The organism is Burkholderia sp. ABCPW 14, from assembly GCF_001523835.1.
Lineage (GTDB): Bacteria > Pseudomonadota > Gammaproteobacteria > Burkholderiales > Burkholderiaceae > Burkholderia > Burkholderia mayonis.
Genome location: NZ_LOVS01000161.1, coordinates 1 through 10,239 on the forward strand (window position 1 = coordinate 1; position 10,239 = coordinate 10,239).

Consider the following 10,239-nt stretch of genomic DNA (forward strand, 5'->3'; position numbering starts at 1 on the left):
AGCGCGTGCGACACGTCGCGCGGCTGCACGAGCGGCACGTCGAGCCCGGCGAGATCGAGGCCGGCGGGCAACGCTTTCGCGTCGCCGCCGTTCAGGAAGTAGATCGGGCCGACCCGGTCCGACTGCCCGAGCATCATCGCCAGGAACGCAATGTTCTGATGAATGCCGTTTTCCCAGATCGCCTGGCCGTCGCGGGCGAAAAGCGAGATGCCGACGGCGAGATATTTGTCGGAGCGGGAAAAGACAGTTTGCGTATCGTTGATCACAATCGAACGAAAACAGAGAAAGCGGATGGCTCGTTATATTGGGGAACCGACGTACAGTCGCAGCCAATACCCATGAGTGACGCCGAGCACTTGGGCGTCTCGAGTTACGCGCACTTCGAAGGAATCCTCTTCCGTCACGCCGGCCTGCCGACTGCTCCGCATCGCGAGGCCCTGTGTGATCGCAGCGTGCTCGCCGTAAATCCCTTCCGCCAATCCACACTCGTATGCCTCGAACCATCGAGCCGACAAATCGGCGCTCACGCTCTCGGACAAGGTTGCGCTTACATATTCACGAATCTGGCGCTCACAGATCTAGCGTATCGAATGCACCTCCGTGCCTCGCAGACCGCCGCTATGCGCTATCCCGCTCAGAAACGAATCGATCAAAGATACGTATCCGTTTCCTGAATCACGGATGACGTCATGTTTGATCCACTGACTTCCCATGCTGACTACTCCTTGGCGCATGCGGGCGACCAACGGCCATCGATGCAAACTCACGTTGTCGGCAGCAGAAATTCGTCGGGATCCTTCCCGGCCATCCACTGCGGCGGACGCCCATGCCCCGTCCATGTCCTCCCGGTTTCCGGGTCCATGTACTTCGGCGCGCGCTTGCGTCTCAGCCTTAGTCGTTGCTGCCTCGGCAAGGCATCGCTGATCTCGTCCGGGCTAATTTCGTACATCACCATCATCTGCACAATGCAAGCGATGATTTCCCCGGTTTCATGTCGGCGTACCGCGGCAATTTCCTCCTGCAACGCTCGGTGCCGCTTCATCAGATCCAGATACCGATTCGCCACCATCTCCTTGACATTCAACGCGTCAATCACATCCGATCGATTGTTCATCGAAGACTCCCTACCAACATCCTCAAGCCGTTGTGCCGGGCGACGCATCGGCGTTAGCTGTCCAAAGAAAACTCCCCGATCCGGCCAATCCCGCCAGATCCCTCGCGGCTCGCTGCAAGACCGGCTCCCATCCTCCGAACGTCGGCTGCCGGTACAGCCGGATCGACGGATACCACGGACTATCTTCGCGATTCGTCATCCAAACCCAGTGCGGATTCACGTCCAGCAAGAGCCAAGTCGGCATGCCCAATCCCCCCGCGAGATGGGCGATCGACGTGCACACCGTGATGACCAGATCCAGGTTCTTGAGAAATGCGGCCGTATCGTCAAATGACCGGAATTCCGCGCTGTAATCAGTGACTCGCAGGTCAGACGATTTCAGCACTGCAAGCGCTTCAGGCGCATCGATCTGAAGGTTGAAGAATTCGACACCTTCGACATCCGCAAACGCCCTTCCGTAGGCTTCGGGCGCAACGGCTCGCATCCGGTTTCGCTGATGTGTTCGGCTGCCGCTCCAGACCAGACCGAATTTCAGATTGTTTGAAGTGCTCAGTTTCGCTCGCCAAGCGGCCACCTTCACCGGATCTGCTTTCAGATACGAAACGGCACATGGCAAGTCCCGCAGTTCGATGTTCAGAAGCATCGGCAAGCTGGCGAGCGGCAGATGGTAGTCGCAGGTCGGCAATGCAACGAGCGTCGAAGGCAGAACGGCATCGACACTACCGCTCAAACTCCGTTCGAGCAGCGACAGCAACGGGGGAAACGCACAGTAGATCAGCTTGCCGCCCTGTTGCCGGATACGCTCGGAAAGCATCGGAATGAAACGTGCGAATTGCAACACGTCGCCGTACCCTTGCTCACCCCAAACAAGCAGTGCTTTGCCGTCCAATGGCTGGTTCCGCCACACGGGCACGCGCAGTTCCGGCCACTTGCCCTTCAGCTCGCCGGCCGTCCACCGGTACTCGTAATTTCGCCAGCCTGCTTCGTATTGCCTTAGCAGCAATTGCAACATCGCCAGCGACCACCGGATCGAACCATCTTGGGGCTCGAATTGATGCGCTCGCTCGATCGCCGCGACGGACTGATTCCATCGCTGGTGCTCCTTGCACACATAAGAAAACGTCTGTAAAGCCACCGGGTGCTCGGGCTTGAGTGCCAGCGCACGCTCGACCGCACATTCCGCGGCATCCACTTCCCCACGCTTCAAGTGCGCTGCCGCCAAGTTATTCCAGGCTAGCGCGTTGTATGGGTCGTCCGTCAGCGCTTCCTCCGCGTAGAATCTGGCCAAGTCGTATTCCTGCATCTGCAGATACAGCGCAGCCAGATTGTTTCGCAACATCGGGCGATCCGGCAAAACACGCCCGCAACGAAGATAGGCATCCAGAGCCTCGGGCAAGCGGTCGGCCAGTTGCAGCGCATAACCGAACCAGAACCATCCCTCGGCGTCCGCCGGCTTTGCCTGGCAGTAACGATCGGCCACCGCCGCCGCGCGCTCGTGCTGCGCGTGCCGCGTCAGCAATTTGACCCACTCGAGTACCCACGACGACGACGGTTCGGCAAATTCGTACGCATTCCGAAACCATACGAGCGCTCCGGCCGAATCTCCGCCATTCAAGGTCAGTCGTGCATATTCGACATGCGCGTCGACGGACGTCGGAGCGATCTGCAATGCTCGCGCGAGCGCATCGCTCGCGTCTCCGTGTCGTCCACGCAAGCTCATCACACGCGCCCATAGCACCAGTTCATGGGGATCGGATGCCGCCCAAGCCTGTCTCGATATCAGCAGTTCACTGGCCCCGACCACGTCGCCGTGATCCAGCAGCCATGCGATATCAACCAGATCGACACTATTCCGATGCTCGCTGACCAAGAGGCCTCTCATCTCGCCCATTCCTCGTCAAAACCACTTGATCCAAGCCACCGCGCCGACCACCAGCCCCAGCCCCCATCCCAGCAGCCGTCCGCTCCAAGCCGCCTGCTCGCTTGGGGGATTCCGGAATATCCAGGTCGAACGGTTTATCCAGGATCGAACCACACAAGGCGCCAGCAGGATCAGCATGCCGTCCAGTACCACAGCCATCGCCGCCATGCACCAAAGCGGAATCGTGCCGATCGGAGATAATTCCCCCGGCAACAGCCCATACATCGCCAACTCGACCATGCCAGCGCACACGGCGCTCACCACCAGATTCAGCACGAAACGGTCAGTGCGGTTCATCCTCGTTCCTTCCTTTGATACATCGCTACCCGGACGAGGGACGAATCGTCCCTCGTCCATGGCGTATGTCACCGCCTTACCACTGGTACGAGATGCCTCCGCCGTAGGTGCTGCCCTGACTGCTGATCCCCACGCCGAGCTTCGCCTTCAGATTGTCGGAGAACCGCACGGACACGCCGATCGCGGATGCCGAATACCCTTGATAGCTGCCGGCACCGATCCCGACCGCAATCGTCTTGCCAGGGTCGACTTCCGGAATCATCGTCAGCGCGGTGGCAGCCGCCACACCCGAATACGCGCGGCGCGCGGCTTGGTCTACGCTCGATTGCACGCCCCAGAGCTGGTTCATGTTCGCCGCGTCGGTACCGTCGATCCCCGGTGCGACGTTCGTCAGTCGACGCTCATGGCCCGGCGACCCGAACGACACCGTGTTCGGCGCGGACGCTACCGAGTTCGCGCCGATCGCCACTGAATTCGGCGCCGCTGCCGTCGAATGAGCGCCCAGCGCCGTCGAGTTCGTGCCGGAGGCAATCGCCCCTTGGCCGAATGCCGAGGACCCGTCGCCCGACGCGCTCGCCCCCTGCCCCACCGCCGTGGCGCCGCTTCCGGATGCACTCGATGCTTGACCCAATGCCGTCGAATTACTGCCCGATGCGTTCGACGCCTGGCCGAGCGCCGTTGCATTGGCTCCCGAAGCAGACGCCGCGCCGCCGACCGCCGTGCTGTTGCTGCCCGACGCGTCAGCTCCGGGACCCATCGACGTGCCGCCCACGCCGTTGGTGTGAATCCCTCCGTTGGACACCGCGGTCGACAACGACGCGAGATTGCTGTTCGTCGTACTCAGCCCCGTCGAAAGCGACGCGACACCGCTCTGCGTCGTGCTCAAGCCGGTCGACAGCGATGACACGCTGCTGCTCGTCGTGCTGAGACCCGTCGACAGCGAACTCACGCTGCTCTGCGTCGTGCTCAGCCCTGTCGACAACGAACTCAGACCGCTTTGCGTCGTCGACAGTGCATTGGCCGTCGAAGTCGACAGCGATACCAGCGCCTGGGTCACGGCGTTCATCTGCGATCCGTTCACCGCGTCGGTCGACGTGGCGGAAACCTGCCCTGCCGCGACGTTGGTGATTTGCCGTTCGGCGCCTGGCGCACCGACACTCACCACGCTTGTCGGCGAACCGCCGGCGAGCGAATACGTCTGACCGGCGATCAGCGCACTGGCGACCGGATTCGCGGCTGCGGTTACGCTACCGGAACCCAGCGCGACATCGTTGGCATTGTTCGCGATTGCATTCGAGCCCAACGCGATCGAGCCGCCCGCCGCCGCTGTCGATGTGCTGCCGAGCGCCAGCGAGCCCGTCCCGGTTGCCACGTTCGCGTTGCCGAGCGCAACGGCGCCCTGGCCGTTCGCCGAATTGTTCGCACCCAGCGCGACCGCACCGGTGCCCGTCGCGACGTTCGGATCGCCGATCGCGACCGCGCCGTCGCCGCTCGCCGTATTCGCAACACCGATCGAGACCGCCTGACCACCCGTTGCAACGGCGGTCTGGCCGATCGCCACCGCGCCATTTGCGGCCGCGTTCGCGGTATCGCCGATCGCGATGCTGCTTGCGCCGGATGCCGTGGCCGCCGGTCCGACGGCGATTGCGTTCGTCCCCAGCGCCTGACTGTCCGGCTGCGTCGAGTTGGCGTGAAAGTACTTTGTCCCGCCGCCGTTGACTGCGGTCGACAGCGAACTCAGCCCGGTGGACAGCGACGAGATATTGCTGTTGGCTGTGCTCAGGCCGGTCGAGGTCGAAGTCGACAGCGAACTGATGTTGCTGTTGGTCGCGGACAGGCCCGTGGACAGCGAGCTCAGCCCCGTCGACGTGGACGTCGACAGCGAGGTGACCGTACTGTTGGTGGTCGACAGGCCAGTCGACAGCGAATTGACGCCGCTCTGAGCGGTACTGATGCCACTTGAGGTCGACGTGGACAGCGACGCGACAGTGCTGTCGGTCGTGCTCAAACCAGTCGACAGCGAGCCGATGCCAGTTGACGTCGACGTAGATAACGACGTGATCGAGCTATTGGCCGACGACAGCCCCGTCGACGTGGATGTCGACAACGAGGTGACCGCACTGTTGGTGGTCGACAGGCCAGTCGACAGCGAATTGACGCCGCTCTGTGCGGTACTGATGCCGCTCGAGGTCGACGTCGACAGCGACGCGACGGAACTATTCGTCGTGCTGAGACCGGTCGACAGCGAGCCGATTCCAGTTGACGTCGACGTGGACAACGACGTGATCGAGCTATTGGCCGACGACAGCCCCGTCGACGTGGACGTCGACAACGAGGTGACCGCACTGTTGGTGGTCGACAGGCCAGTCGACAGCGAATTGACGCCGCTCTGTGCGGTACTGATGCCGCTCGAGGTCGACGTCGACAGCGACGCGACGGAACTATTCGTCGTGCTGAGACCGGTCGACAGCGAGCCGATTCCAGTTGACGTCGACGTGGACAACGACGCGATCGAGCTATTGGCCGACGACAGTCCCGTCGACGTGGACGTCGACAGCGAAGTCAACTGACTCATATTCACCGCATCGGTCGGATTCACGCCCGCGGCGACATTGGTCAGCGTCACCGGCATCGTCGCGCCGACCCCTCCCAGCGTGACCTGAGTATGGCTGAGGTTGTCATACTGAACAGAATTGGCGATTCCTGTCGACAACGAACTCAATCCAGTCGAGGTCGACGTGGACAGCGACGCGATCGAGCTGTTGGTCGACGACAGGCCCGTCGACGTGGACGTCGACAACGATGCGACGGCGCTATCGGTCGTGCTCAGACCAGTCGACAGCGAGCCGATGTTGCTGTTGGCCGTCGAGAGACCCGTCGACGTCGACGTCGACAACGATGCGACGGTGCTATCGGTCGTGCTCAGACCAGTCGACAGCGAGCCGATGTTGCTGTTGGCCGTCGAGAGACCCGTCGACGTCGACGTCGACAACGATGCGACGGTGCTATCGGTCGTGCTCAGACCAGTCGACAGCGAGCCGATGTTGCTGTTGGCCGTCGAGAGGCCCGTCGACGTCGACGTCGACAACGATGCGACGGCGCTATCGGTCGTGCTCAGACCAGTCGACAGCGAGCCGATGTTGCTGTTGGCCGTCGAGAGACCCGTTGAAGTCGACGTGGACAGCGACGCGATCGAGCTATTCGCCGACGACAGCCCCGTCGACGTGGACGTCGACAGCGACGCCAGGTTGCCGGACGACGCGAGGCCAGTGGATAACGACGCGATCGAGCTATTCGCCGACGACAGGCCTGTCGACGTCGACGTCGACAACGTACTGATCGCCTGATTCGTCGAGTACAGTTGCGAACCGTTGACCGCGTCCGTGCTCGTCGCCGTCAGTTGTCCCGCCGCGACATTCGTGATCTGGCGTTCCGCGCCCGGTGCGCCCACGCTCACCACGCTCGTCGGATTGGTTCCCGCAAACGAATAGGTAGTTCCGCCGATCGTCGCGCTCCCCGTCGGATTCGGCGCGGCCGTCACCGATCCGGAGCCCAGTGCCACATCGTTCGCGTTGTTGGCTACGGCATTCGAACCGAAGGCCACCGATCCTGCACCGCCAGCCGTCGACACATTGCCGAGCGCGACCGAACCCTGGCCCGTGGCGATATCGGCGTTGCCGAGCGCAACCGCGCCTTGTCCGGTGGCGGTATTGTTCGCCCCCAGCGCCACCGCTCCCGTGCCGGTCGCGACGTTCGGATCGCCGATCGCCACCGCGCCATTGCCGTTCGCGGTATTGCCCACGCCGACGGACACCGCTTGCCCGCCCTTGGCCAGTGCGCTCTGGCCGATCGCGATCGCACCGGCGCTGGCGGCTTGCGATTGGCCGCCGATCGCGATGGCGTTGCTTGCCAGCGCCTGCGCACCTTGCGTACCGTTACCACCGAGCGCGACGGCGCCCGCACCGCTTGCGATCGCGCCAGTAGCGGCGGAAGTGCCGCCCGCGCCGAGCGCCGTGGCATTCGTGTTGCTGGCGGTGGCATATTGCCCGATGGCGGTCGCGCTGGAGCTGCTGGCGGCCGCCTCGCTGCCCATGGCGATCGAATCGCTTCCCGTCGCCTGCGCGCCTTTAGTCGCGTCTCCGCCTATCGCGATTGCATTGCTGCCGCTCGCCAAGGTGGCGTTGCTCGAGGTCCCGCCGCCGCCGTACCCGAGCGCGATCGTTCCATTGCCTGTCGCTTGAGAGCCAATGCCCATTGCAACGCTGCCCGTGCCAGCGGCAGTGTTATAGAGACCGATCGCGGTTCCGCCCGCCCCTGATGCGGTATTGGCAATCCCGATCGCAGTTGAACCGGCCAAGCTGGCCATGTTATTGAGCCCGAGCGTGCTCGAACCCATGCCAAGCGATTTGTTTCCACACCCCGCCGCGAAGGAATTGAAGCCCCAGGCGAGGGTCGCCTGAGAGCCAGTCGCGCTACTTCCGCCGCCCGAAAAATTGGAGGTGCCGCTGTAGTTGATAGTCTGGCCGTTTTCCGTGCCGGGGTTGTACAACTGACCAGGGTCGGTGGTCTGTGAAGTCGCTCCCAAAAGCCAGCCGACATTCGCACTGTTCAGCACGTTGCGGGTCGAAGTCAAGCTAAGGCAATCATTATCCCCAGTAATGGCGGTACCCTGACCACTCGCACCAACATAACTGTTACCCAAATCGCCGGTCGTAGAACTCGTTCCGCCTCCTGCATTGGCGTATACAGCCCCGCCGCCTATTACCGTACCAGCCACGGCCAGCGGTATGGACCCCAAGCTCCCGATCAATATGCACGCCGCTAGCGCAATGGACGACAACGCGAATCGAACAGATTCCTCACCTGCTGCACGGCCGCCTTGCCGGCTGCTGTGGTTCTTTCCGCCATGCAGATTGGCCGCCTCCGAAACAACGACGCACGCTGCCTTGACACGGCACCAGATCACCCGAAATATTTTATTCACTCTGCACTCCAAACTATCTTGTATTGAAATCGTCTTGTGAGGTTGGTCTCGTGTCAGCACTCGACAATAAAAATGGCTACGCCTTGGCCGCCTTCCTTTTCATACCTCAAAGATCTCTTGACGAACACTCGCACGCAGATTTAATTGTCTTTATTAATGCGCGCATCAATCACGTAGCGCCATGATGCCCCTCCGAATTTCACCAAAAATGGTAAAATCTTGCACTCAAATTTCACCCGATTTCACATCACGGTTCTACTTGAGCCTTTATCTTTCCAGATCCAATATCCTTTCTCAGATCACCCTTTCCAGCCGACACGTTGGACGGACTTCCCCTATAATTACCGCATGCTCGTTTGGATCATTAAAGAAAGGAACCTAACTGAATTTTGTCGAATTATGCGACATGCGATTTCCGGGGAATATGAACAAATGTCACACGCCCGTGACCGCACAAGCGCGGCGCCGAAATTTCTTTAAATATTGTTAAAACGCATTGACCAACGCTGACACGGAAGCAACGGCGCATTTTCGCCTATAGACTTCGAACAGCGGCATTCCAACTCGCTCGCAGGCATCCAGGAAACTGGTGGCGATTCACTCTTCCATCTGCAAAAGCTCGGAGCAACAGTGACTCACTTCGTCGAGCCTGTAGCCCTGCGTGTAAACCGCATTCAGGCATGCCCCGTTTTCTGGACGAATGGAGAGCTTTCGCCTGATCCGATACACGTGGGTGTCGATCGTCCTTGACATGCAGTCGAGATCCCTCCCCCATGCGAGCTTCGCAAGGAGGTCGCGGGAGACAACCTTTCCGATATGTTTGAACAGATACGCGACCACGTCGAACTCTCTTTCGGTCACGTCGATGAATGTGCCGCGCAGCGAAATGCTACGTTGGTGCGCATCGATCACATAATTCCCGACGCGGATGATCTGCGTGGTCTGATCAGGCCGGCGGACCCGGCGCAGTATGGCGTTAACCCTCGCCGTGAGCTCGGGCATGCGGACTGACTTGGCGACGCATTCGTCCGCACCGGCTTCAAGTGCAAGAACAATGTCTGCCTCAAACATGCGGCGCGTCAGAAAAAGAACGGCAGGCTCATCCCCCCTATATGTACGTATCCATCGAAGCATCTCGAGCCCGCTCATTGTGGGAAGTTGCCAGTCGAGAATAATCAGATCTAATGCCTCGGCTTTTAGAAACCGAATAGCAGCTTCAACGTTATGCACGCGGATAATGTCGTGGCCGTTGGCTCGAAGTGCACTGTTGATCGCATCGGCTTGTGCGGGATCGTCTTCCACCAGCAATAGCTTCATGTTTCAAACCTCTACTTCATCGTGAACCTAATCTTCTTGCGGCCGTCAGCGCGCTGTCGCTGACACTACGCGAGCGCGACCCAACAGTGACTTCCCCGTTCTGGCGTCTTTCCCCGGGGAAACCCGCATGACACCTTGGCAGCTTGCTGCAATACTCGTCATGGGACAGAGGCATCTTCTTCATCCGCCGATCGCTCGTCGGGTATACCGTCTGATTAGCGCTTCAAATCTTCTGCGGTTTCGTCCATTGAGCGGCTCACCGTTCAACGGTCACTGAGTTCTGATAGTCGGCGGCGGCGGCGTCTCGTACAGCGATCCGCAGTCCAAGGCTACGTATCTGCGGAGTGCAGTGCGGTTTCCTGTTTGGGAGGTCTGCGGCACGACGTTGGGGAGGGGGGTGCCCCTATGTTGTTCGTCAAGCGTTAGGGGCTGACTTGGGTTGGTAAATGGTGCCGTCGCGCAGCATGGCGAACAGGACGTCGCAGCGTCGCCGAGCCAGTGCGATGAGCGCTTGGTTGTGGCGCTTGCCTTGCTGGATCTTGCGCGAGTAATAGGCCCGTGAGACTGGGTCTCGTAAGGCAGCGAAGGCGGAGAGGAACAAGGCGC

6 protein-coding genes and 1 pseudogene are annotated in these 10,239 nt (G+C 60.8%); all 7 read right to left on the reverse strand.

Annotated elements, in window-relative coordinates; genetic code table 11:
- Nucleotides 1-266, reverse strand: a 266-nt coding sequence (locus WS62_RS25990; protein WP_231748423.1) for a DUF2827 family protein, incomplete at its 3' end; no start/stop codon positions are given.
- Between the two features lie 497 nt (nucleotides 267-763).
- Nucleotides 764-1,066, reverse strand: a complete 303-nt coding sequence (locus WS62_RS26000) for an H-NS histone family protein (RefSeq protein ID WP_066577071.1) — start codon at nucleotides 1,064-1,066, stop codon at nucleotides 764-766.
- A 70-nt stretch (nucleotides 1,067-1,136) separates the two neighbouring features.
- Entirely contained in the window at nucleotides 1,137-2,996 is a 1,860-nt protein-coding gene (locus WS62_RS26005; protein WP_156441141.1) for a tetratricopeptide repeat protein, read from the reverse strand.
- Between the two features lie 15 nt (nucleotides 2,997-3,011).
- The gene (locus tag WS62_RS26010) at nucleotides 3,012-3,332 is read right to left on the reverse strand and encodes a hypothetical protein (protein ID WP_066577063.1); all 321 of its coding nucleotides are present in this window, start codon (nucleotides 3,330-3,332) and stop codon (nucleotides 3,012-3,014) included.
- A gap of 76 nt (nucleotides 3,333-3,408) precedes the next feature.
- On the reverse strand, nucleotides 3,409-8,316 hold the full coding sequence (locus tag WS62_RS36965; protein ID WP_156441142.1) for a YadA-like family protein: 4,908 nt from the start codon (nucleotides 8,314-8,316) through the stop codon (nucleotides 3,409-3,411).
- Nucleotides 8,317-8,913: 597 nt separating this feature from the next.
- The gene (locus WS62_RS26040) at nucleotides 8,914-9,633 is read right to left on the reverse strand and encodes a response regulator transcription factor (RefSeq protein ID WP_066577069.1); all 720 of its coding nucleotides are present in this window, start codon (nucleotides 9,631-9,633) and stop codon (nucleotides 8,914-8,916) included.
- A gap of 415 nt (nucleotides 9,634-10,048) precedes the next feature.
- Nucleotides 10,049-10,239: pseudogene (locus tag WS62_RS34995) on the reverse strand (IS110 family transposase); the annotation flags it as partial.